Origin of the sequence: Cohnella hongkongensis (assembly GCF_042654645.1) — a bacterium.
Lineage (GTDB): Bacteria > Bacillota > Bacilli > Paenibacillales > Paenibacillaceae > Cohnella > Cohnella hongkongensis.
Genome location: NZ_JBHSEP010000001.1, coordinates 349,891 through 371,946, shown reverse-complemented (window position 1 = coordinate 371,946; position 22,056 = coordinate 349,891). Strand labels below are relative to the sequence as shown.

20 protein-coding genes are annotated in these 22,056 nt (G+C 59.5%); 16 read left to right on the top strand and 4 right to left on the bottom strand.

Annotated features, from left to right (window positions below):
• Positions 1-22 precede the first annotated feature (22 nt).
• The 7 genes from ACFO3S_RS01665 to ACFO3S_RS01635 all read left to right on the top strand — a co-directional run bounded on the left by ACFO3S_RS01665 (position 23) and on the right by ACFO3S_RS01635 (position 5,947).
• Positions 23-766, top strand: a complete 744-nt coding sequence (locus ACFO3S_RS01665; protein WP_378091558.1) for an alpha/beta hydrolase — start codon at positions 23-25, stop codon at positions 764-766.
• Between the two features lie 199 nt (positions 767-965).
• Positions 966-1,154: a glutamate decarboxylase gene (locus tag ACFO3S_RS01660; protein ID WP_094050319.1), complete on the top strand. Its 189-nt coding sequence runs from the start codon at positions 966-968 to the stop codon at positions 1,152-1,154.
• Between the two features lie 100 nt (positions 1,155-1,254).
• On the top strand, positions 1,255-2,121 hold the full coding sequence (gene accD, locus ACFO3S_RS01655) for an acetyl-CoA carboxylase, carboxyltransferase subunit beta (protein ID WP_378091556.1): 867 nt from the start codon (positions 1,255-1,257) through the stop codon (positions 2,119-2,121).
• Complete coding sequence (accA, locus tag ACFO3S_RS01650) at positions 2,111-3,076, top strand: acetyl-CoA carboxylase carboxyl transferase subunit alpha (protein ID WP_378091554.1); 966 nt, start codon at positions 2,111-2,113, stop codon at positions 3,074-3,076. Before accD ends, accA begins: the two co-directional genes overlap by 11 nt.
• A 47-nt stretch (positions 3,077-3,123) precedes the next feature.
• Complete coding sequence (gene pyk, locus ACFO3S_RS01645; RefSeq protein ID WP_378091552.1) at positions 3,124-4,878, top strand: pyruvate kinase; 1,755 nt, start codon at positions 3,124-3,126, stop codon at positions 4,876-4,878.
• Positions 4,879-5,055: 177 nt separating this feature from the next.
• Positions 5,056-5,526 (top strand): acyl-CoA thioesterase, encoded by a 471-nt coding sequence (locus tag ACFO3S_RS01640; protein ID WP_378091550.1) that lies wholly within the window; start codon positions 5,056-5,058, stop codon positions 5,524-5,526.
• A 16-nt stretch (positions 5,527-5,542) separates the two neighbouring features.
• Positions 5,543-5,947 carry an FxsA family protein gene (locus ACFO3S_RS01635; RefSeq protein ID WP_378091548.1) on the top strand — a complete coding sequence of 135 codons (405 nt, stop codon included), beginning with the start codon at positions 5,543-5,545 and terminating at the stop codon, positions 5,945-5,947.
• A 21-nt stretch (positions 5,948-5,968) separates the two neighbouring features.
• On the opposite strand, the gene ytvI is transcribed toward ACFO3S_RS01635, so the two are convergent.
• Complete coding sequence (ytvI, locus tag ACFO3S_RS01630) at positions 5,969-7,081, bottom strand: sporulation integral membrane protein YtvI (RefSeq protein ID WP_378091546.1); 1,113 nt, start codon at positions 7,079-7,081, stop codon at positions 5,969-5,971.
• Positions 7,082-7,218: 137 nt separating this feature from the next.
• On the opposite strand from ytvI, the gene ppk1 reads away from it, so the two are divergent.
• Positions 7,219-9,309 carry a polyphosphate kinase 1 gene (gene ppk1 / locus ACFO3S_RS01625; protein ID WP_378091544.1) on the top strand — a complete coding sequence of 697 codons (2,091 nt, stop codon included), beginning with the start codon at positions 7,219-7,221 and terminating at the stop codon, positions 9,307-9,309.
• 10 nt (positions 9,310-9,319) lie between these two features.
• Here the strand turns inward: ppk1 and ACFO3S_RS01620 are convergent, their stop codons facing one another.
• Positions 9,320-10,861 (bottom strand): Ppx/GppA phosphatase family protein, encoded by a 1,542-nt coding sequence (locus tag ACFO3S_RS01620; RefSeq protein ID WP_378091542.1) that lies wholly within the window; start codon positions 10,859-10,861, stop codon positions 9,320-9,322.
• A gap of 343 nt (positions 10,862-11,204) precedes the next feature.
• On the opposite strand from ACFO3S_RS01620, the gene citZ reads away from it, so the two are divergent.
• The 6 genes from citZ to ACFO3S_RS01590 all read left to right on the top strand — a co-directional run bounded on the left by citZ (position 11,205) and on the right by ACFO3S_RS01590 (position 16,804).
• Positions 11,205-12,320 (top strand): citrate synthase, encoded by a 1,116-nt coding sequence (citZ, locus tag ACFO3S_RS01615; protein WP_378091540.1) that lies wholly within the window; start codon positions 11,205-11,207, stop codon positions 12,318-12,320.
• Positions 12,321-12,367: 47 nt separating this feature from the next.
• Positions 12,368-13,660, top strand: a complete 1,293-nt coding sequence (icd, locus tag ACFO3S_RS01610) for an NADP-dependent isocitrate dehydrogenase (RefSeq protein ID WP_378091538.1) — start codon at positions 12,368-12,370, stop codon at positions 13,658-13,660.
• 223 nt (positions 13,661-13,883) lie between these two features.
• Positions 13,884-14,828, top strand: coding sequence for a malate dehydrogenase (mdh, locus tag ACFO3S_RS01605; RefSeq protein WP_378091536.1), 945 nt, complete (start codon positions 13,884-13,886; stop codon positions 14,826-14,828).
• 153 nt (positions 14,829-14,981) lie between these two features.
• The gene (locus ACFO3S_RS01600) at positions 14,982-15,416 is read left to right on the top strand and encodes a hypothetical protein (protein ID WP_378091534.1); all 435 of its coding nucleotides are present in this window, start codon (positions 14,982-14,984) and stop codon (positions 15,414-15,416) included.
• Between the two features lie 258 nt (positions 15,417-15,674).
• Positions 15,675-16,241 carry a hypothetical protein gene (locus ACFO3S_RS01595; protein ID WP_378091532.1) on the top strand — a complete coding sequence of 189 codons (567 nt, stop codon included), beginning with the start codon at positions 15,675-15,677 and terminating at the stop codon, positions 16,239-16,241.
• A complete protein-coding gene (locus tag ACFO3S_RS01590; RefSeq protein ID WP_378091530.1) occupies positions 16,238-16,804 on the top strand; it encodes a YobA family protein in 567 nt (188 codons plus the stop codon). Before ACFO3S_RS01595 ends, ACFO3S_RS01590 begins: the two co-directional genes overlap by 4 nt.
• A gap of 293 nt (positions 16,805-17,097) precedes the next feature.
• Here the strand turns inward: ACFO3S_RS01590 and ACFO3S_RS01585 are convergent, their stop codons facing one another.
• Both ACFO3S_RS01585 and yfbR read right to left on the bottom strand, forming a co-directional pair.
• Positions 17,098-17,904 carry a sugar phosphate isomerase/epimerase family protein gene (locus ACFO3S_RS01585; protein ID WP_378091528.1) on the bottom strand — a complete coding sequence of 269 codons (807 nt, stop codon included), beginning with the start codon at positions 17,902-17,904 and terminating at the stop codon, positions 17,098-17,100.
• Positions 17,901-18,509, bottom strand: a complete 609-nt coding sequence (yfbR, locus tag ACFO3S_RS01580; RefSeq protein WP_378091526.1) for a 5'-deoxynucleotidase — start codon at positions 18,507-18,509, stop codon at positions 17,901-17,903. The genes ACFO3S_RS01585 and yfbR overlap by 4 nt, the downstream gene beginning before the upstream one ends.
• 171 nt (positions 18,510-18,680) lie before the next feature.
• Here yfbR and ACFO3S_RS01575 point away from each other — a divergent pair, with 171 nt between their 5' ends.
• Both ACFO3S_RS01575 and pnpS read left to right on the top strand, forming a co-directional pair.
• Entirely contained in the window at positions 18,681-20,213 is a 1,533-nt protein-coding gene (locus tag ACFO3S_RS01575; protein ID WP_378091524.1) for a fumarate hydratase, read from the top strand.
• 24 nt (positions 20,214-20,237) lie between these two features.
• Positions 20,238-22,040, top strand: coding sequence for a two-component system histidine kinase PnpS (pnpS, locus tag ACFO3S_RS01570; RefSeq protein WP_378091522.1), 1,803 nt, complete (start codon positions 20,238-20,240; stop codon positions 22,038-22,040).
• The last annotated feature ends 16 nt before the right edge of the window (positions 22,041-22,056 follow it).

Here is a 22,056-nt window from a genome sequence, read left to right as displayed (position 1 = left end):
GGAAGAGAGAGGGAGTGTTCATATGGCTTTGCTGCAGTGCAGTTTCTATTCGGATTCGTTGAATATTTCGGCATCGATGAACGTGATTTTGCCCCAGGGAGAGAAGAGCCGGCCCTTGAAGACGCTGTACCTGCTGCACGGCTTGTCGGACGATCATACGATCTGGTGCCGAAGAACGTCGATCGAGCGCTATGCGGAAGCTTGCGGCATCGCCGTCGTGATGCCGGCCGTTAACCGCAGCTTCTATACGGACATGGCTCACGGGGCCAAATACTGGACGTTCGTCAGCGAAGAGCTGCCGCGGCTGGCGCGGTCGTTCTTCCCGCTGTCGGAGCGCAGGGAGGACAATTTCGCAGCGGGGCTGTCGATGGGAGGATATGGCGCTCTGAAGCTCGCTCTCTCCCATCCGGACCGCTTCGCCGCCGCGGCCAGTCTGTCCGGGACGGTAGACGTCCACCGGATCGCAGCCGAGAACTTCGCCGAAGACGCGCGGCTTATCGTCGACGATCCGTCCTCCTTGCCGGGATCGCCGCTCGATCTGTTCGCCCTGGCCGAGCGGGCCGCGGGCAAGCCAGGCGCTCCCCTGCTCTATCAATGCTGCGGAACGGAAGATTTCCTGTACGCGGACAACGTCCGCTTCCGCGATCATTGCCGCAGACTCGGGCTTCCGCTGACCTACGAGGAGGAGCCGGGCGCACACGAATGGGGCTACTGGGATTTCAAAATCCGCAGAGTGCTCGAATGGCTCCCGCTGCGGGCCGACTGAGCGGCAGACGGTTATCCGCCCGCCGTTCGAGACGGAGCGTAGCGAGGGGCGGAACGGGCCGGATGGGGCGGCGCGCTATCCGGCAGCCCCGGATAACTGCCGCTTCTCGGTTGCTAGTCTTGCGGAATCTGTGCTATGATTTCCATATTGCTTGTCTCGATTCTTCGTTGAATGATTAAGAAATTGGGGGTACCGCATCATGTGGACGGTCATCTACATCGCACCGACCGCTAAGATCGCCGACAGAATTCAGAAGCGACTTACCGATGAAGGGTTTCTCGTACAAGTACGCCCCATAAACCTTACGAAACCGCAATATGAAATATTGGTTCCATCCGGCGAGGTGCGGGAAGTGCAAGAGGTATTAGGAAGCATTCTGCACCTGTAACCAGTACGATACCCCTAGAGGTTGTTCAACAGTCCCATCGGACTTCTGAACGCGGGCCCCTGGCTTGAAGGTCGCCATATATCGCTTGTGAGGTGTCGCTGTGTTCAAGGATCTATTTCAGAAGAAAAAATACGCCGTCGTTCCATCGGAGCGAACGAAGAGGGACATCCCCGAAGGGCTGATGAACCGCTGCCCGAAGTGCGGCCAAATCCAGCTCAGCAAAGAACTCGAGAAAAATTTGAAAGTGTGCTCCGGCTGCGGGCATCATTATCGTCTAAACGCCTGGGAGCGCATTGCGATTACGCTCGATGAGGGGCGTCTTTTTGAGATTGACGAAAATCTGATCTCGGAGGACCCGCTTCAATTTCCGGGGTACGCCTCCAAGCTGGAGCAGCAGAGGGCGAGCTCCGGCCTGAATGACGCCGTCGTGACCGGGGAAGGCGAGATCGGCGGCTTTCCTGTTGTCATCGGGGTGATGAGCTTCGACTTTTTCAGCGGAAGCATGGGCTCCGTCGTCGGCGAGAAGGTGACGCGCGCCATCGAGCAAGCGACGGAGAAGAAGCTGCCGCTTATTTTCTTCTCCACGTCGGGCGGAGCCCGCATGCAGGAGAGCATCCTCAGCCTGATGCAGATGGCCAAGACCAGCGCCGCGCTCGCCAAGTTTCAGGAGCAGGGCGGCCTGTTCATCTCCGTCTTCACCGATCCGACGCTGGGCGGCGTATCGGCGAGCTTCGCCAGTCTCGGAGACTACAATCTGGCTGAACCGGGAGCGATCGTAGGCTTCGCCGGCCGGATCGTCATCGAACAGACGATCCGCCAGAAGCTGCCCGACAACTTCCAGACCGCCGAATTTAACCTCAAGCATGGCCAACTGGACAAAGTCGTTCCCCGCAAGGAAATGAAGGCCATGCTGACCAAACTGCTAGATATGCACGCGTGGAAGGGAGAGCCGGCCGATGTCCAGTGAACTGTCCTTTGAGAGGCCGCTCGCTGAATTGCGCAAGAAAATAGACGAGCTCAAGCTGTTCGGCGCCGAGAAACAGATCGACTTCACGGACGAGATCGCTCGGCTCGAGGAACGCTACAAGCAGCTGGAAGCGGAGATTTACGGCGGAATGAGCGCGGCCCAGATTATGCACATGGCCCGTCATCATCAGCGTCCGACGACTCTTGACTATATTTCGTTGATTTTTACCGATTTTATCGAGCTGCACGGGGATCGGGTGTTCGCCGACGATCTGGCGATCGTCGGGGGTCTGGCCAAGCTGAACGGCGTGCCGGTGACGGTCGTCGGACATCAGCGGGGCAAGGACACGAAGGACAACATCCAGCGTTTCTTCGGCAGTCCGCACCCCGAAGGCTTCCGCAAAGCGCTTCGCTTCATGCAGCAAGCGAATAAATTCGGCCGCCCGATCATCACGTTCATCGACACGAAGGGCGCCTATCCCGGCGACACCGCGGAGGAGCGAGGCCAATCGGAGGCGATCGCCCGCAATCTTCGCGAGATGGCGATTTTTGGCGTGCCGATCATCTGCGTTGTCATCGGGGAAGGCGGAAGCGGCGGCGCGCTTGCGCTCGGCGTCGGCAATCGCGTGCTGATGCTGGAAAACGCGATCTACTCGGTCATCTCGCCGAACGGCGCCGCCTCGATTCTGTGGAAGGACGCGTCCAAGGCCGATCAGGCGGCGGAAGCGATGAAAATTACGGCGAAGGACTTGCATGAGCTCGGCGTCATCGAAGAGATCATTCCGGAGCCCCAAGGCGGAGCGCACCGGGACAAGGCCGCGCAGGCCGAGTCGATCAAGGAGGCGCTATGGCGCCATCTGCAGGAACTTGGCGCGTTGACGCCGGACGAACTCAGGGAGGACCGGTACCGGAAATTCCGCAAAGTCGGACGCTTCGGCACCGCAGAGCTGGAATAGCTCTCCACATATTCGACTTGGATAGATAAAATGGAGGAAACGAAATCATGCGAAAAACGAAAATCGTCTGTACGATCGGCCCTTCCAGCGAATCGCTGGAAAACACGAAGAAGCTTATCGCCGCCGGCATGAACGTCGCCCGCCTGAACTTCTCGCACGGGGACTACGAGGAACACGGCAACCGGATCAAAACGATTCGCCAGGCTTCCGCCGAGCTCAACAAAACCGTCGCCATTCTTCTCGACACGAAAGGACCGGAAATTCGTCTAGGCAAGCTGAAGGAAGAGCCGATCGAGCTCGTTCAGGGCGAGTACATTACGTTGACGACGGAAGAAATTCTCGGCGACATTGACCGGGTACCGGTTACGTACAAGGACCTTCCTTCCGACATCAGCGTCGGTTCGACGATTCTGATTGACGACGGTCTAATCGGCCTTACGGTCGTCGACATCCAAGGGACGGAAATCAAGTGCCAGATCGTGAACAACGGCCAGATCAAGAGCAAGAAAGGCGTGAACGTACCTGGCGTAGCCATCTCCATGCCGGGACTGACGGAGAAAGATATTAGCGATATCAAATTCGGCATCGAAGTCGGCGTCGACTTTATTGCCGCTTCCTTCGTGCGCCGCGCCAGCGACGTGCTCGAGATTCGCGAGCTGCTGGAGCGTCATGACGCCCGTCATATCCACATCATCTCCAAGATCGAGAATCAGCAGGGCGTGGACAATCTCGACGAAATTCTGGAAGTGTCCGACGGCCTGATGGTTGCCCGCGGGGATCTCGGCGTGGAGATTCCGGCGGAGGAAGTGCCCCTCGTGCAGAAGCTGATGATCGAGAAGTGCAACCGCGCCGGCAAGCCCGTCATTACTGCGACGCAGATGCTCGATTCCATGCAGCGCAATCCTCGTCCGACCCGCGCGGAGGCTTCCGACGTCGCGAACGCGATCTTCGACGGAACCGATGCGATCATGCTGTCCGGCGAGACGGCGGCAGGCAAGTATCCGGTCGAATCCGTGGAGACGATGTCCCGGATCGCCGAAAGCGCCGAGTCCGCCCTGCATTATCGCGAAATCTTCACGAAACAGGCGAACGCCCAGCAAACATCCGTAACGGAAGCGATCAGCCAGGCCGTCGCCAACTCCGCTCTCGACCTCGACGCGAAGGCGATCGTCACCTCGACGGAAAGCGGCTATACGGCTCGCATGGTTTCCAAATATAAGCCGAAATCTCCGATTATCGCCGTCACGCCGGTCGAGCAGGTGCTTCGCCGTCTGCAGCTCGTCTGGGGCGTCATTCCGGTGAAGGGCGTACCTGCGGCCACGACGGACGAGATGTTCGAGATTGCCGTGAAGGGCGCCCTGGAAAGCGGAATCGTCCGCCTGGGAGATACGATCGTCATCACCGCCGGCGTGCCGGTGGGCCGCTCGGGCACGACGAACCTGATCAAGATCCACAACGTAGGCGAACTGATCGCGCAGGGGCAAGGCATCGGCTCCCAGAGCGCGACGGGCAAAGTCGTCATCGCCGCCTCGCCGGAAGAAGCGAATGCCAAAATGACGCCGGGAGCGATTCTGGTCGCTCCGTCGACGGACAAAGAATATATGCCGGCGATCGAGAAGGCGGCCGCAGTCATTACCGAATGCGGCGGCATCACCTGTCATACGGCTGTCGTAGGGCTTAATCTGGGCATTCCGGTGATCGTGGGCGTCGACAATGCGGCCAAGCTGCTGCAGGACGGCATGGAAGTGACGCTGTACGCCGAGCACGGCGTGATCTACTCCGGCCAAGCGAAAGTGATGTAAGGACCCGAAACGGGCAATAGAAAGTTCCCTGCGGCCGAGCTGCAGGGAACTTTTTCGCGCTCGCAAGACCCCGGCTTCCGGCTGCCGCCGGCGGCGAGGCGCCTGAAAAGCCGGATTGAAACCGATTCTTCCGATTTACGTATCCGATTCTATCGGAAGCTCGAGAGGAGAGGCCGTATGGGCAGATGGTTTTTGCACCCGCTGAGGGTGAGGTATCAGGAGACGGACCAGATGGGCGTCGTCTATCACGTCAACTATTTGAACTGGTTCGAGATCGGCAGGACGGAGTGGGTGCGAAGGGCGGGCATCTCCTATCGGGAGATGGAAGCTCGCGGACTGCTTCTGCCCGTCACCAACCTGGAGGCGTCGTTTAGGCAAGCGGCCCGCTACGACGAGTGGATCACGATATGCACGAAGGTCGCGGAGCTGACGAGCCTGCGGGTCGGGTTCGAGTCGCGCATATTCGGGGGAGATCTGACGGCAAGTCTGGGGGACGCCTGCGAAGATGAGGAGCCGCCGGGCGATCTGCTCGTGAAGGGCGGGACTCGCCACGTCTGGGTGAACCGGGAATGGAAGCCGGTCCGATTCGCGCGGGAGGCTCCCGATTGGTATGATAAAATGGTGGCATTGGCGGGACTAGACCGATAGGGAAAGGGTGACGGCCTTGCAAAGAAAGCTGCTGACGATTGTCGTGCTGGCGATGCTGCTTGAAATTTGGGGAATCTATATGATGGGGCGATGGATCGGGGGCTTCTGGACGTTCGGTCTGCTGCTCGCGACAAGCCTGCTCGGGGCTTACCTGATCCAGACGGAAGGCCGCAAAGTATGGCGCCAGGCGCAGCAGCAGATGCAGAGCGGCCAGCCTCCGGGACACACTTTGCTGGAGGGGCTGTGCGTGCTGGTCGGCGGTATTCTGCTGATCGTTCCGGGGTTTATCTCGGACGTGGTCGGCTTGACGCTGCTGCTCCCCTTGACCCGACCGTTGTATCGTTTGTTTATGTATCGCTGGCTCGAGAGACTGATGCGCGGAGGCCGGTTCACGATCTACCGGGGGCCGAACCGCTGGTAAGCCCGGTCGCGGCGGCCGCATTCAGCGGCTGCCTTGTTTCACGTACCGGCCGATATCCCGGAACACGTTCGCCCTGTGACAGGCGGTCAGAAGGACGACGGCGATGGGGCCGATGATCAGACCGGCGATTCCGAGCAGCTGGAGACCGGCGAACATGGCGATCAGCGTAGACAGCGGGTCCAGCCCGACGCTGGAGGCCAGCACCTTGGGCTCGATGAACTGGCGCGCGACGAGGATGATGCCGTACAGCACGGACAGTCCGGTGCCGAGCGCCCAGTCGCCGGTCAGAAACGCGTAGCCGATCCAGGGGATCATCGCGGCGCCTACGCCCAGATACGGGAGCAGGTCGACGAATCCGATCAGCAAGCCGATCGCAAGGGCGTTCTTGACCCCGATCAGCCATAGGCCGACAATGACGACGACGGTCGTGATGGAGATCATAATAAGCTGGGCTCTCACATATCCGAACAGGGCATGCCGGAGATCCCGCCACACCGTTCCGGTTTTGCGGACGAGACCTTGCGGAAGCCACACCCGGATCCGGGCGTAGCGATTCCAGTCTTTGCCGATGAAGAAAGAAGCAAGCAGGACGACGATGGCGATCGTCACGACGATCGGCAACGAGTACAGAATGCGGACGATTCCCCCGAAAAAGAGGCTGATCAGGCCGGTTCCCGTATGGGTAATCGCTTGGGCGGTGTTGGATATGCTGCTGTTGATCGTTTCCTTGTATTCGGGGTTGTGCAGATAAAAGTCGTTAATCCGGGTCATCATGTCCTGAATTTCGGGATTGGCCAGCAAATCGTTAAAGGACTTCTCCGCCCAGGCCACCAGGTTTTGCAGCGAACGGGACAAGGCGACGATCTCGTCGACGAGCCTCATGACGAGCGCGGCGGCAGACGCCAGCATCGCTCCCGTGAACAGGGTCAGCGATACGCTAACCGCCAGCCATCTGGGCAGCCGCGTTCTGGCCTGCAGGAAGCCGACAAGCGGATTCAGGGCGTAGGCGAGCAGCCAGCCGAGCAGAAAAGGATAGAGAAAGGGAAAAGCCCACCACAGCAGCAGGATGGCCGCGGTCAGCAGAGCCGCGACCAGGCCCAGTCGAGACAGCTGGCCTCCGATTTTTCGATTCACGCTAACCGCCCCTTTTCCCGCGCCGATTTCTTTTCACACTGCGTTAACGCAAAGTTGATGTTGAGTTTACACTCTACCAACATAATGGAGGAAACAAGTCGGCGTCGAAGTTTGTCGCCGGTCATTCGAACAGGGGGATGCGGGTGTCAAGCGTCAAAAAGTACATCAACCGAGATTTAAGCTGGCTCGAATTCAACAGGCGGGTGCTCGAAGAAGCTGAAGATCCCGGAACGCCACTTCTGGAGCGATTGCAATTCCTGTCCATCGTCCAAAGCAACCTAGATGAGTTTATGAGCGTAAGAGTCGCGGGATTACAGGCGCAGAGCAAAGCCGGTTACGGAAAATCGGATTTTACCGGCTACACGCCGCAAGGTCTGATCCGGCGGCTGATGAAGCGAAGCGTGCGAATGGTTCGGGAGCAGTACCGGACCTATCGCGAATTGCTGAGGCTGCTGGCGAAGGAAGGCGTATCGCTCACGAATTACGGGGATTTGAGCGAGGAGCAGAAGCAGGCGGCGACGGAATATTTCAAGCGCATCGTCTATCCCGTGCTGACCCCGATGGCGGTCGATCAGAGCCGCCCGTTCCCGCTCGTTCACAGCAAGGAGCTGTACTTGGCCGTCGTCCTGAAGCATGAGCAGAGCGGCGCCGAAGACCCCGACCAAACCTATTGCGCCATCGTGCAGGTGCCTTCGATTCTGGCTCGCACGGTCGTCGTCCCCGGAAGAAGGAACAGTCGTAAGCTGGTCTATCTGCTGCTCGAGGATTTGATCCGCGAACATATCGGGCTTCTGTTCAGCGGCTATCAGGTAGAGGCGGTGCATGCCTTCCGGGTGACCCGCAACTCCGATTTGACTCCGAACGAGGAAGGCGCGGAGGATCTGCTGCAGGAGATCGAGAAGGAGCTGCGCCGGCGGCAAAGAGGGCTGCCGGTCAGGCTGGAGGCGGAAAAAGGAATTCATCCGGACGCGCTGGAGCTGTTGAAAGAGGAGCTGGAGCTGTCGGAGGAGTTCATCGACGAGATCGACGGGCCGCTCGACCTCGGCTTTCTGTCGAAGTTCGCCGCCTCTCTGCCGAATTACGAGCATCTCCGTTATCCGAAGTACGAGCCCGTCTATCCGAAGGAGTTCGACGATACGGACGACATCCTGTCCGTGCTTCGCGAAAGGGACGTGCTTGTCTACCACCCGTACGAATCGTTCGAGATCGTTAACGATTTCGTGCTGCAGGCGGCCGCCGATCCCGACGTTCTGGCGATTAAAATGACGCTTTACCGCGTCAACGTCAATTCCGTGCTGATCCAGGCGCTGTCTCGCGCGGCGGAGTCCGGAAAACAGGTTACCGTTGTCGTGGAGATCAAGGCGAGGTTCGACGAGGCGCGCAACATCGCCTGGGCGAGGCAGCTCGAGAAATCCGGATGCCATGTCGTGTACGGCCTGGTCGGACTAAAGACGCATGCGAAAATTACGCTCGTTGTCCGCAAGGAGTCCGACTCGCTCAGAAGATACGTTCATGTCGGAACGGGGAACTACAACGAGAGCACGGCCCGTTTCTACACCGATGCCGGACTGCTCACCAGCCACCCTGATATCGGGGCGGACGCGACCGCATTGTTCAACGAGATGACGGGCTACTCGGCGCCGCATCTGTGGTCGGCCTTCGCCGTCGCGCCGATCGGTCTGAAGCCGAAGCTGTTCGAGCTGATCGACCGGGAGATTGCAAGCGCTCAGGCCGGCAAGCCGGCGCGGATCGTGGCGAAGATGAATTCGCTGTCGAATCAGTCGATGATCGACAAGCTGTACGAAGCTTCCCAGGCGGGCGTCAAAATCGATCTGATCGTCAGAGGGGTGTGCTGTCTTCGTCCCGGAGTCCCCGGGCTGAGCGACAACATTCGGGTCATCAGCATTGTCGACCGGTATTTGGAGCATGCGAGAATATTGGCCGTCGCAGCCGGGGGCAACGAAGAAGTGTATATTTCGAGCGCGGACTGGATGAGCCGCAATCTGAACCGCAGAGTGGAGCTGATGTGTCCGGTGTACGACAAAGGGCTTCGCCTGATGCTCATGAACGTGCTGCAGATGAACCTGCTCGACAACGTCAAGGCGAGGGAGCTGCAGCCGACGGGCTCGTACATCCGGGTCGCGAACGAGCAAACGCCGCTGCGCAGTCAATTCGAAGCGGCGGACATTCCGCTGTGGAAATCGATTGCGGCGGCGCTGGATTCCTAGAGAGGCAGGGCTAGACTCGGACGACTCGCAGCTCCGGCGTCATTCCCCATATTTTCTTGAATTCTTTGGCCATATTGCCGATCTCCATCCGTTCGACCGGCAGAGGGTGGCTCGATTGGGCGTAGAGAATGAGCTTCTTGCCCTCGACGGCGATTTCGAGCGAGGAGATCGCCTGGGATTCGCTGCGGTCCAGCGTAGAGGCGAGCAGCAGCAATGCGCCCAGCCTTCCGGCCGTCTCCAGATCTCCCTCGGAGAGAACGGACGGATAGGGAGAGAGCTTCCGTCTTAACGAGCTGGAGCTTCGGTACGAAGCGATGGCGGCGGTCAGGATCGTCTCCCGGTGGGACAAGCCGTTCCAATGGGTATGCAGCAGCATGTAGAACGTATGATCCGCGCAGTCGTTATAATCGATCGTTGCGCCGATCCGGAACAGTCTGGCGGCCGTTTCCAGCAGCTTGCGGCTTCCCCGGGGCAGCTGGGAGCCGGCGTCCAACTGGTCGAACAGCGCGACGGCTAATTTGCGGACCTGCTGGAGATGCTCGCCGGGCGCCGCAGGATAAAGCGCGACCAGATTTCGTATGCTTTCCTCCAGCACTTCTTCGTCGGAAGCGGGCAGCGGATAAGGCTCGCACGTCTCGTAGAACAGCCCGTCGCGCAAGCCGGCTCCGCATACGGCGAGACCGGACGCCTGGATATGCTCCATCACGCCGAGCAGGATGGCGAGTCCCGGCACGATGACGTCGCCCCGATCCTTGGACAGGCCGGGACGCTTCCGGCGCTGCGCAACGGGAATGCGGGACAGATCGTTCAGCGCTGCCGACACGTCGGGAGCGGACATCTCATACCCGTGCAGGTGAGGGAACGGATAGCCGGACTCCCGCTGTCTCAGCTTCGCCAGCGCGCGCACCGTCCCTCCCAATCCGATCAGGGGCAGCCCGGGGTGCCGGGAGATCCAGTCCTCGCGGCGGAGCCGGCTCTTCGTGTCCGCGATTATCGTTTCCAAGGTTTCCTGCGTCACGGGCTCGTCCCCCAGACCGTAGCGGGCGGAGACGTTCACGCAGCCGATCGGGAAGGAGGCGGCGGAGACGACCTGCCGTCCCCGGATCAGCGTCATTTCAGTGCTGCCGCCGCCGATATCGACGACGAAGCCGTCGCCGAACCTCAGGCTGTTCAGCATGGCCACGCTGCCGATCCGGGCCTCTTCCTCGCCGGACAACAGCTCGATGTCGATGCCGGCGACGGAGCGAAGCCGCTGGATGACGCTTTCCCGATTGGCGGCCTGCCGGATGGCCGCCGTCGCCACCGCGCGAATGCGTTCGGCTCCGTGCTTGGCGCAGATGCGGAGATAATGGCGCAGCACCTCCGCCAGCTCGTCCACCGCGTCGGCCGGCAGCGTGCCGTCGGGAGCCACGCGCTGGCTCAGCCTGGCGGACCAACGTCCCTGGTCGACGACTCTGTAAGCGCCGTTGTCCGTTAACTGATAGACGGACAGGCGGACGGTATTGGAACCGATATCGATAATTCCGGTTGCCCGGCTCTTTGTTGTACGCACTCGCAAGCCTCCATCCACTGGTTCAAACTTTCGTTACATTGTAACATAAATCGACCCGTGGAATAATCAGGGACTTTAAGTCAAATGATGATAAGGATCGGAGCGCAAGAACGATTCGTGATGGGGCCGATAAAGCATTTTTATACCCCTATCGGTTCCATTCGCCTGTTAAATCGATTATCATTAAAAAAGGTCAAAGAATGTTAAGATTGCTACGGTTTACGCACAATATCGAGCTGAGAGCGCTTCGATCTTGTACGTGGACATTTAAGGGCATCCCCCCGCGGCGGGGCGGAAGACAAGCCGGCGGACATGAATTTTCCGGTCAAAGGAGAGAGAAAATATGACAGCAACCAAGGGCCTTGAAGGCATCGTCGCGGCGAAGTCCTCTATCAGCTCCATTATCGATGGTGTCCTGACCTACCAAGGCATTAACATCGACGAACTGGCGGAAAAAGCTTCGTTCGAGGAAGTCATCTATTTGTTGTGGCACGGCAAGCTCCCCACTCAAGCGGAGCTTGATGAACTGATCGCTCAGCTTGGCGAATACGCTTCCGTTCCGGCCGAGGTGATCGAAGGTCTGCGCCTCTACCCGAAGCAGGCCAACTCGATGGCTGCGCTGCGTACGGTTGTGTCCAGCCTCGCGCTGTACGACGGCGAAGCGAACGAGATGAGCCGGGAGGCGAACTACCGCAAGGCGGTGAAGCTCCAGGCCCAGCTCCCTACGGTCGTTGCGGCTTTCGCGCGCATTCGCGAAGGCAAGGAGCCGATCGCTCCCAAGAAAGGGATCGGCGTCGCTCATAACTTCCTGTACATGCTGACCGGCGAAGAGCCGGCGCAAGTGGCCATCGAGGCGATGGACAAGGCGCTGGTCCTTCATGCCGACCACGAGCTGAACGCTTCGACCTTCGCTTCGCGCGTGACGGTCGCAACGCTGTCGGATATCTACTCCGGCGTGACTTCGGCGATCGGCGCTCTGAAAGGTCCGCTTCACGGCGGAGCGAACGAGGCGGTCATGGTTATGCTGGATGAGATCGGCTCTCTCGCGAATGTGGAGCCTTACATCCAGAACAAGCTGGACAACAAAGAGAAGATCATGGGCTTCGGTCACCGCGTATACAAGAACGGCGACCCCCGCGCCAAGCATCTGATGCAGATGTCCCGCCAGCTCGGCGAGCTCAAGGGCGACATGACGCTGTACGAAATGTCCGTCAAGATTGAGGAGCTCGTCACCGGCCAGAAGGGGCTTAAGCCGAACGTCGATTTCTATTCGGCTTCCTGCTACACGATGCTGGGCATCCCGCGCGACCTGTTTACGCCGATCTTCGCGATCAGCCGCGTATCCGGCTGGACTGCGCACATTTTGGAGCAATACGAAGACAACCGCCTGATCCGCCCTCGCGCGGAATATGTCGGTCCCGTAGATCAGAGCTACGTGCCAATCGCCCAAAGAAGCTAACGAACATACCCTAAACAGAACATCATTCCAGGAGGAGAAACCACTTTATGAAACTCGAAAAATTCGCAGCGCCGACTTCCGGCGAGAAAATTACGGTAACGAACGGCGTGCTGAACGTGCCTAACCATCCGATCATTCCTTTTATCGAAGGCGACGGCACGGGACGCGACATCTGGAAAGCTTCCAAGCGCGTGCTGGACGCGGCCGTCGAGAAAGCCTACAACGGCGAGAAGAAGATCGCCTGGTACGAAGTGTTCGCAGGGGAAAAAGCTTTTAATACTTACGGCGAATGGCTGCCTAACGATACGCTCGAAGCGATCCGCGAGATGATTATCGCCATCAAGGGCCCTCTGACGACGCCGATCGGCGGCGGTATCCGCTCCCTGAACGTCGCTCTGCGCCAGGAGCTCGATCTGTACGTCTGTCTGCGCCCGGTTCGCTATTTCCAAGGCGTTCCGTCTCCGGTAAAACGTCCGGAGCTCGTAGACATGGTCATCTTCCGCGAAAATACGGAAGACATCTATGCCGGCATCGAGTATCAATCCGGTACGGATGAAGTCAAGAAGGTGCTGGAGTTCCTGCAGAAGGAGATGGGCGTCAAAAAGATCCGCTTCCCTGAAACTTCCGGCATCGGCATCAAGCCGGTATCCTCGGAAGGCTCCAAGCGTCTCGTTCGCGCTGCGATCGAGTATGCGATCAAGCATAACCGCAAATCCGTTACGCTTGTACACAAAGGCAACATCATGAAGTTCACCGAGGGCGCATTCAAAAACTGGGGCTACGAAGTGGCCGAGCAGGAGTTCGGCGACAAGGTGTTCACGTGGGATCAATACGACAAAATCAAAGCCGAGCAAGGCGAAGCGGCGGCTAATGCGGCGCAGAAGGCGGCTCTGGATGAAGGCAAGATCCTCGTGAAGGATGCCATCGCCGATATCGCCCTGCAGCAAGTTCTGACCCGTCCGACCGACTTCGACGTGATCGCGACGCTGAACCTGAACGGCGACTACCTGTCCGACGCGCTGGCCGCTCAAGTCGGCGGAATCGGCATCGCCCCGGGAGCGAACATCAACTACGCAACCGGCCACGCCATCTTCGAGGCGACTCACGGCACGGCGCCGAAATATGCGGACAAGGACGTTGTAAACCCGGGCTCCGTCATTCTGTCCGGCGTTATGATGCTGGAGCATCTGGGCTGGCTGGAAGCGGCCGACCTGATTTACAAAGGGCTCGAGAAATCAATCGGCAGCAAAGTCGTCACTTACGATTTCGCCCGTCTGATGGAAGGCGCGACGGAAGTGAAATGCTCCGAGTTCGCGAACGAGATTATCAAAAACTTCTAAGCTCTGACGAAGAAACGAATCGAATAGACCGAATGCCGAAAATCGAAGAACCGTCGCCTGAATTGGGCGGCGGTTCTCCCGGATTCGGGGGCTGCGCGGAGAGGAAGCGAACGGTTGCGCAAGGGGCGGAGCGCCCGAGAGGGTATCCCGCCGATCCAAGAACGGCGTAAGCCGGACTGTTCGGCATGGAAAAAGGCCGGGCCAATGACAAGGAGGACGATCCATGGCAATCAAACGCGCGAAAATTACGGTCGTAGGCGCAGGGTTTACCGGTGCGACTACGGCGCTGATGCTGGCTCAGAAGGAGCTGGGCGACGTCGTCCTGCTGGACATTCCCCAGCAGGAGAATCCGACGAAGGGCAAGGCGCTTGACATGCTCGAATCGACGCCGGTGCAAGGCGTCGACGCCAACATTACCGGAACGGCGGATTATGCCGACTCCGCGAATTCGGACGTCGTTATCATTACGGCCGGCATTGCCCGCAAGCCGGGGATGAGCCGGGACGATCTCGTGAATACGAACGCGGGGATTGTCCGGTCGGTGTGCGAGAACGTCAAAGCGACCAGTCCGAACGCTTACGTCATCATTTTGTCCAACCCGGTCGACGCCATGACCTATGTCGCCAACCAGGCGCTCGGCTTTCCGAAAAATCGCGTCATCGGCCAGTCCGGCGTTCTCGATACCGCTCGCTATAACACGTTTCTGGCGCAGGCGCTGAACGTATCCGTCGAGGACGTTCGCGGGGTCGTGCTCGGCGGCCACGGAGACGACATGGTTCCGCTCGTTCGCTATACGACGATCGGAGGCATTCCGGTCGAGAAGCTGCTGCCCAAGGAGCAGATTGACGCCATCGTCGCCCGCACCCGCGTCGGCGGCGGAGAGATTGTGAATCTGTTGGGCAACGGCAGCGCGTACTACGCGCCGGCGGCGTCTCTCGTGCAGATGACGGAAGCGATTCTGAAGGACAAGAAGCGCATTCTTCCGGTCATCGCGCTGCTTCAAGGCGAATACGGGTTCGACGGTTTGTTCATGGGCGTTCTGGCCGTGCTGGGCGGAGACGGCATCGAAAGGATCATCGAGCTGGAGCTGACGCCGGAAGAGAAGGCGGCTCTTGAGAAGTCCGCGGAATCGGTGCGCAGCGTCATCCGGATCGTCGACAACGCGTAATGCCGCATCCGCATCGCCGAAAGCCCGCCCAAGCGGCAGGGTTTCGGCGATTTTTTTGCCCGCCTGCGGGCAGGGGCAGTTTTGCTCGTCCTTTTTTTTGTGTATACTTAGATTGTCCTAGTCTGGTTGTTAACGATTTGGAGGTTGCGACAAATGGCAAATGTGATGTTGTTTTTGCACGTAGTCGGCGCAGTCGGCATGGGCGTGTACGCGATCCTGCCGTTTGTGGTCGGGAAGTTCAAGCAGCTGTCCGGCACAGCGCAGGAGGGCTTGGCTCGCGGGCTCATCTCCGGCGGCCGAGTGGGCCAGTACGCACTGATCTTGCAGCTTATTACAGGAGGCTACCTGCTGACCGGTTTGAACGTCCGCTACTCCGTCGCCTGGATGGTAACGGTAGGCGTTCTGTTCGTCGCGATCGGAGCTTTGGCCGGCATCGTGCAAGGACCGCTTAAGCAGATCGCGGCCTCATCCGTCAAAGGCGAGAGCGCAAGCTCCTCGATCTCGAAAGTTCAAACGCTGAGCACGATTATTTTTGTACTGTTCATGGTAATGATCTGGTTGATGCAGGTGCCCTGGTACAGGGCGTAAGACGAGCAGCCGCACTCTCAAGCAAAAACGCCTTCGGCGTCCTCTAGACGCAGAATTGCGTTTTTGTCGGAGGGGATTCAGGAAGGATAGCGTATTTTATACTTTCTGAATCACCGAGAAAAACCCCGTCCGACTGTCGGACGGGGTTTTCGGTATGGACGTTTTCGGACACGCGGGGGAGGGCCGTTCGATTTCTTTTTTCAGGCTGTGGAACATTCCCCTGCGCTTGTGCGTCTGAAGCGTAGAGGTGATGCAGAGATGAGAACGGTGTTGACGTTATGGGCCGCTCTGTTGGCGGCGCTTGCCGGAGGGCTTGCCGCGGCTCCCGGAACGGCATACGCCTGCTCCTGCGCGGCGCCGCCGTCTGTGCAGGAGGAGATGGCGCGCAAGACGGCGATTTTCTCGGGCAGGGTGACCCAGGTGATCAAGCCGGACAAGGAGGTCGTCGACAGCTCGGTCGATCTGGTTAAGATAAAGTTCGACGTAGATCGGGTGTGGAAAGGCGAGCTTGCCCGGCAAACGACAGTCTATACGAGCATAGGTTCAGAAAGCTGCGGTTATGTCTCTTTCGAGCCGGGCACCTCTTATCTCGTATCCGCCTACGGATCGCCCGATCGGCTGGAGACGGGCATGTGCGAGTTGACGAAGCCGGCGGAGCATGCGGGAGCCGACATCCAGCAGCTCGGGGCGGGACGCGAACCCCTGCCCGGAAGCGCTGCCGATTCGCAGCAGAATCTCGTCTGGCTGTGGCCTGTTCCGCTTATCGGCGCGGGATTGCTTCTCGTCTGGGCCAAAGTCAGACAGAAAGGAGGACGTAAACGATGAGGAGGAGCTTAATCGCTTGGACGGCGCTTCTGCTTGCGCTCGTCTCATTGCTCGCGGCTTGCGGAGAACGGCGGGCGGATGCGGATCCGGATCCGGGCGGATCCGGTCAGCCTTCCGACGATCCGGCCATGGCGATTACGGGATATATCGTCGAGACGAAGGGCACGGGCATTCTCGTTACCGGCTCGGTGAGGAAGGATTTCAGCGCGAATGGCGGGGCTTCTCATTATTTCGACGCCGTCTGGTTTTCCGATGCCGGCTCGGGGCTCGAAATCGGGCAGAAGGTTCGGGTATGGTCGACCGGGGAAATTGCCGAATCCTATCCGGGACAAGGTAAAGCGAAGCGCGTGGAGGTGCTGGAGCCGGCCAAGCCGGACGGAGCCGGGATGACCGAGGCGGAAGCGATCCGCAGGGCGCTGGAAGCGGCTGAGGTCGACGAGGTAATGGCACCTTCCGTCCAAGCGGCCGAATACGATGCCGCTAACGGAGTTTGGCGCGTCGAGATCGCCTGGAACGGGAAGGCCGACACGGTCGTCGTCGAGGTGCCGGACCGAGAAACGTAGACGCCGGTCGCCCGTCCGCTAACTAGAGCGAGAAGGAAGGCGGCGCAGTAGCTGCTTGACGGACATCCGTTGCTGTAACGTCCCGCAGGCCGTAAGCGCGGTGCCGTGCGGGAAATTGGGCGTGTAACGGCCCTGCAGGCCGTAAGCGAGGCGTCGTGCGGGGAAATTGCTAACGGGCCCGCAGGCCGCAAGCGTGCGGCATTGGGCGGGCTGCGGGATTAAAGCTCGCCATAGGCAACCGAACAGAGCAAGCTCCGAGCGAATGCCGCTTCGGAGCTTGCTTCGTTGTCGGCCTATGTCAGCCAATCTTCCCAACGGCTCTCGATGTAACGCTTCATCCACAGACAGACGTCCCATAGATCGGAGACGGGCTGGCCGGTGAACGGCAGCGTCTGCAGGTAGCCCGGCGGCCCGAACTCCGGCACGAAAACAAGCTGCTCGGCGCCTTGGTCGCGACGATGACGGGCAATGGAGCGCCACCAGGCGTCATGCGCGGCAAGCGCGCCGGCATGCTCCGGGGCGGCCGGATGATTGACCTGCGGTCCTTCGGCATAGCCGACGCGGGCGTGAACGTACGCGGCCCGAGCCGTAATGGTCGCCATCCGTTCGGATTGGTCCTCCAGAAGAGACTCGCACACGACGCACCAATGGCTGAAGTCGGCGCACAGACGCAGCTCCGGCAGATCGCGCAGCAGCCGTTCCGTCGTCCATGGCGTATACATCGCCCGCCCGCGATGCGTTTCATGAACGACGGGGATACCGAAGGAGCGTTCGATCTCGAGCGCCTGACGAAAAAACCGCAGCTGCTCCTCGTAAGGCATGTCGTCTTTGGCGCTGTGGGCGTTGATCGTCACCGGAGAGAAAGAAACGGCCCGTTCCATCTGGCTGCGGAACGACTCGGCGTGATCGCCGCTCGTAAACACCATTGAAGCGTACGCCAAATCGTGACGAGCGAGCAGCTCGCGGAAGCGAGGCTCCTCTTCCGGCGCGGGCGGGGGGCTCTCGATGCCTGCATAGCCGGCCTCCGCGATGCGTTCGAATTTCTGTTCAAGCGGCAGATGCTCCATTCCCCACAGGGATTTAAACAGTTTTAGCTTCATGACGGTCGGTTCTCTCCTTCGAAGTCGGACAGTTCGTCGATCGTTCTCTCGAATCCCGGAGCGAGGTGGGCGAGAAACCACTCGACTTCGGGAAGCCGGAGAGATTCAAGCCGATCCTCGATCTGCTTGCGGGCGGTGGCGAACTCCCGGTTGCCCGCGGACATTTCGCTGGTGCATTTCAAGTAAGCGTCCAGCAGATCGGCGGCCTTCAGCAGCTTGGCGAGCTCCGGATCGGGAGGCGTTCGCGAGAACAGCGGTGCATAGACGGGGCGGAGGCGGTCGGGAACGTTAGCCAGCAGCCGTTCGGACGCCATCGCTTCGATCTCGCGAAAATTGGCGAGAATGCGGGGATTCTGATGCTTTACGGGGGTTGGGATGTCGCCGGTGAACACCTCGGTGGCGTCATGGAACAGGGCGAAGGCCGCGAGTTGCTCGGGGCTGACGTCCCTTCCGAATATTTCCTGCGCGATGACGCCCAGAGAATGGGCGATTAGCGCCACGTGAAAGGAATGCTCGGCTACGTTCTCCGGATTCGTGTTCCGCATAAGACTCCAGCGCTCGATATGCTGCAGCCGGTACAAATAAGCCAAAAAGTGATTCGCCATGAAACGAGACTCCTTTTCTCTGCCGCGGGCGTCGATGGAACCGTCGATGGAACCGTCGGAACCATTCGCCGACCGGTCGGAAGGGAACCTTTTCTAACCTATAAGAAGGAACTATCCTATGCTATTATATAATGTATAGGAGTTAACGAACAGAGAGGGGATTCCGTACTTATGACATCAGCATTCGAGCAAAGCATCTATCAACTCATCGTCGAGACGTCTACGAATCTTCCGGCGGATGTGCGCCGTGCGATAACCGCCGCCCGCGAGGCGGAGGACCAGGCGACTCGGGCGGGGCTGTCGCTGTCCACCATCGCGCAAAATATCGAGATGGCCGAGTGCAACGTGTCTCCAATCTGTCAGGATACGGGGATGCCGACGTTCGTCGTTCATACGCCGGTGGGCGCCAACCAGATCGTGATGAAGAAGGAAATCCGCAGCGCCATTGCCAGAGCGACCAAGGACGGCAAGCTTCGCACGAACTCGGTCGATTCGCTGACGGGCTCCAATACCGGGGACAATCTCGGTCCCGGCACGCCGGTCATTCATTTTGAGCAATGGGAACGCGACGAGATCGATGTCCGCCTCATTCTGAAGGGCGGGGGCTGCGAGAATAAAAACATCCAATACAGCCTGCCGTGCGAGATCGAAGGGCTCGGCAAAGCCGGGCGCGACTTGGACGGCATTCGCAAATGCATTCTTCACGCCGTGTATCAAGCCCAAGGACAAGGCTGCAGCGCCGGTTTCATCGGGGTCGGCATCGGCGGCGACCGCACGACCGGCTACGAGCTCGCCAAGCAGCAGCTGTTCCGCAGCGTCGACGACGTCAACCCGATTCCGGAGCTGGCTCAGCTTGAGGAATATATTTTGGATAAAGCGAACCAGCTCGGCATCGGCACGATGGGCTTCGGCGGCAACGTGACGCTGCTCGGCTGTAAAGTAGGAGTCAACAACCGGCTTCCGGCGAGCTTTTTCGTCTCCGTCGCATATAACTGTTGGGCGTATCGCCGCCAAGGCGTTCTGCTCGACGGCCGCACGCACGAGATCAAGAGCTGGATTTACGAGGGCGGCTCGAATGTGCCGATGAAGAGCAAGCCGGCTGCCTCCGCGGAAGCGCCGAAAGGAAAAGAAATCGTGCTGCAGATGCCGCTTACGGAGGAGGACGTGCGCAGCTTGAAGGTGGGAGACGTCGTAATTCTGAACGGCGAGCTTCACACCGGACGGGACGCGCTGCACAAGCATCTGATGGATCACGACGCGCCGATCGATCTGAACGGAGGCGTCATCTATCACTGCGGCCCGGTTATGCTTAAAGACGAGGAAGGCTGGCACGTCAAAGCCGCGGGCCCGACAACGAGCATTCGGGAAGAGCCCTATCAAGGCGACATTCTGAAGAAGTTTGGTCTGCGCGCGGTGATCGGCAAGGGCGGCATGGGACCGAAGACGCTCGCCGCTCTTCAGGAGCACGGCGCGGTCTATCTGAACGCCGTCGGCGGCGCGGCTCAATACTATGCGGAATGCATAAAAAAAGTAAACGGCGTCGACTATATGGAATTCGGCATTCCGGAAGCGATGTGGCATCTTCAAGTCGAAGGCTTCGCGGCCATCGTCACGATGGACGCCCACGGCAACAGCCTGCATGCCGACGTCGACAAAGACTCGAGAGCGAAGCTGGAGCAGTTCAAGGATCCCGTATTCGCCTAACGGAGAAGGAGCATATGCCCGGCCATGACCAAGTTCCGCATTAAGCTCACCGTCCTGTTCGTCCTGCTGATCGGCTCCTCCGTGCTGGCGGCCGGCCTGCTTATGGGCAACTCTTATCAAAAAAATAACCAGGCCGCCTTGCGCGATCATATGATCCGGGAGCTGCACGTGCTGAACGCGGCAGTGCCGTGGCCGGACCCGGCCGAGCACAACGCCGACCAGACGAGCGAATATTTGCAGCATCAGGCTCAGCGGTTCAAGGAAATCGCCGAGATGCGCATTACCTATATTCGAACGGACGGCGAGGTGCTGGGCGATTCCGATCACGATCCGAGCACGATGAACAACCATCTGGACCGGGAGGAAGTGCGCGAAGCGCTTGCGTCGGGAACGGGCAGCAGCGTCCGATACAGCGACACCTTAAGCGAACGGATGATGTACGTGGCGATTCGGGTCGATGCTTCGGGCAGCGGCGGCGCAACGGGGATCGTGCGTCTGGCCATGAGTCTCGGAGATGTGGAGCGGAACCTGAACAACATGTGGATTGCGCTGGTGTTCGGCCTGCTCCTTCTCTTCGTCGTCGCCGGGGCGGTCAGCTACCGGGTGGCGCTGGGCGTCACCCGGCCGCTGGAGAGAATGACGGCGGCGGCCAAGCGCATGGCTAACATGGACTACGAGATTCGGGTGCCCGAAGGCGGCAAGGACGAGGTAGGCGAGCTGGCGAGGGCGCTTAACGCGATGGCGGGAAGCCTGCAGCATCAGATGGACGAAATTCGCGACAACGGAACCCGGCTGCAAAGCGTGCTGGACAACATGACGAGCGGCGTCGTCATGATCGCGCCGGACGGGAAAATTACGCTGTACAATCGCGAAGCGGAGCAACTGCTCGGAAGCTCGGTTCGCGAGCGCGTCGGGCGGAGCTTTACGGAGATCCGCCAGCATTTCGAGCTGGTTAACCTCATCCGGGACGTTCTGAAGCAGCCGGTGCCCGTTCACGAGGAGCTGACGGTGTATTTCCCGGAGGAGAGGCTGATCGAAATTCATATCGTCCCGATGACGATGGGGGCGGATGATTCGCAGGGGCTGCTGCTCGTGCTGCAGGACGTGACTGCGATTCGCCGTCTGGAGCGGATGCGCAGCGAGTTCGTCGCCAACGTCTCGCATGAGCTGAAGACGCCGGTCGCCGCCGTGAAGGGCTTCGCCGAAACGCTGCTGGCGGGGGCGATGAACGACCCGGAGACGGCGAAGTCGTTCCTGACGATTATCCAGGACGAGAGCGATCGGCTGAACCGGCTGATCGGCGACATTCTGGAGCTGTCCAAAATCGAGTCCCGCCGTTCCCCGCTGCAGTTCTCCCCGATCGATCTGTCCGTTTTCCTGGGACGGATGACCGAGCTGCTGTCGCCGGAGGCGGTCAAGAAAAACATCGAGCTTAGCGTCAGGTCGGAGGAAGGGCTGTTCCTGGAAGCGGATGAGGATCGTCTCGGACAGATTGTCATGAATCTGATGCAAAATGGAATCAACTACACGCCGGATGGCGGCAAAGTGAAGGTTCAGGCGGAAATCGTGGAAGCGGAAGACGGCGAGGAACTGGTGCGCATTACGGTATCGGATACCGGGATCGGCATTCCGAAAAAAGACATTCCGCGTATTTTCGAACGGTTCTATCGCGTCGACAAAGCCCGTTCGCGAAGCTCCGGAGGCACCGGCCTTGGGCTTTCCATCGTCAAGCATCTGACGGAGCTGCATCACGGCACGATTCGGGTGGAGAGCACGGTCGGGGCGGGCTCGCAGTTTATTTTGGAACTACCGCTGCTGCAGCCGTAACGGACAACCTATTTTA